We start from the raw sequence: 1,891 nt of genomic DNA on the forward strand, positions 1-1,891 counted from the left end.
GAAGACCTCCGATGCTCGTAAGGGTCAAGCCGCTGAGCGTGTCGGGGGCGTGTCGGATGGCAGGCCAAAAGCTTTGACCGGATCGAAGGGCTCGCCGGATAGGAGGCAGTAGTGCAGCTGGCCGAGCATCTTGTTGAACAGGTGTCGCAGTGCGGGTGCGTGACGATCGCCGTGTGCGCGACGGCGCAGGTAGTGGTTTCGGGCGGGACCCGGCTTGCCAGTGGAGGCGAAGGCCCAGATCCAGCCGGCGGCGGCCAGGCGGTCGTTCTTGATGCGCCTGTGGCTGATCGAGATTGTCTTGCCGGAGGCGCGGGTGACGGGGGCGGATCCGGCGTAGGCCTTCAAGGCCCTGTCGCTGGCGAATCGGGTGCGGTCGTCGCCGATCTCGGCGAGAACCCGGGCGCCTGTGAGGTCGGCGAGTCCCGGAAAGCTGGTGACGACCGCGTAATCAGGGTGCTTGCGGAACTCCTCCGCAACGGCCCGTTCGAGGTCGTCAGCGCCGGTGCAGGCCGCCTCGAGGGTGGCCAGCAGGGCGAGCGCTTGGCGGCCCATGGCCTGCTCGACGGGCGCGGGTTGCCGCAATTGCGGAGCGCGAAGGCCGGTGAGGGTTTCCGCGGCCGAGGCGTCGATGCCGCGCTGGCGTCCGGCGCGGCGCAGCGCCGTCGCGACGCGGGCTTTGGTGAGTTTGGCCGCGTGGGCGGGAGTCGGTGCGATGGCCAGGAGCGCGCGGGCGTCGGGCCGGGCGAGGTTGGTGGCCGACTTCCCGGCGAAGGTGGCCAGGAACGATGGATAGTATTCGCGCAGGAGGGATCTCAGCTCGTTGCTGGCTTTGGTGCGTCGCCAGACTGCGTCCTGCTGGGCCCGCGCGAGCACCGCGATGGCTTGAACGAGTTCGCTGTCGACGGGCAGCCGCCGGTGGTATTCGGCGTCGACGCGGATGATGTTGGCCAGGGTCATGGCGTCGACGTGGTCGGATTTGGCGCGGGTCATGGAGTGGCGTTCGCGGTAGCGAGCAACCGCCATGGGATTGATCGCATAGACCGGGCGGCCGGTGGCGCGCAGCGCGGCGACCATGAGCCCGCGCGGGGTTTCGATCGCGACCGGGATCGGGTCGTCGGCGGTGTCGCCGGCCTCGGCCAGCAGGTCGGTGAGTTCGGCGAATCCGGTGGGGTCGTCGCTGATTCGCTTCTTGGACACGAGTTTTCCGTCACGGTCGATGATCGCGAGGTCGTGATGGCCTTCGGCCCAGTCGATTCCGCAGGTTCGGTGCATAACGGCCTCCCTCGTGTCGGGTGTATCCGCAGGTCCAAGACCTCGGCGAGAACGCGCAGCGCCCTACTTACGAGCCTCGATGGGCTTGCCTCCGATGAGCTGTTCGCGATCCCAGCGCACCCGCACGGCACCGGTCTTTCCAAGAACTCGGGGCTCTCGAAAGGTGAGGTGTCTGATCGTGCGAGCAGGCTCGAACCACGAGCAATTCGGTTCGACGCGCGCAGCCAGACGGGACCGACACGACGTGTCGGCGCGCCGACCGGCTGCACCAGCTGCTGTGTGCCCGCGGCCTTGCGCGAGGGCGCAGTGCCCAGAGGTGTGTCGGGAGTCGATCACGGCAGGTCTCCCACCGCTGCTGGCGCCCCGCTCTTCGAAAAGGGCTCCAGGCCCAGGGTCGATGAAGAGGTCACCGCAGCGGTAAGCAAAACGGTCCGGCCGCAGCGCCGGCCGTCTGGGATGAGGACTCACATGGCCCCAGAGGGAAACGGAGTCGCCACAACAGAACCGTCGAACGATCACCACAACCCGCTTGCCGCACCGCCTTCTCTGAGGTTTCAGAAAACCGAGGAGTTGATGTGGCGTCCAAGCCAGTCCAAGTAACCGCTACGAGATAAGTAGG

The 1,891-nt window shown here is 67.3% G+C and carries 1 protein-coding gene; it reads right to left on the reverse strand.

What is annotated here, in order from left to right:
• Window positions 1-24 precede the first annotated feature (24 nt).
• Entirely contained in the window at window positions 25-1,272 is a 1,248-nt protein-coding gene (locus JK358_RS38700) for an IS110 family RNA-guided transposase (protein ID WP_201958858.1), read from the reverse strand.
• Between the last annotated feature and the right edge of the window lie 619 nt (window positions 1,273-1,891).

Origin of the sequence: Nocardia acididurans, from assembly GCF_016741815.1 — a bacterium.
GTDB classification, from domain to species: Bacteria; Actinomycetota; Actinomycetes; order Mycobacteriales; family Mycobacteriaceae; genus Nocardia; species Nocardia acididurans.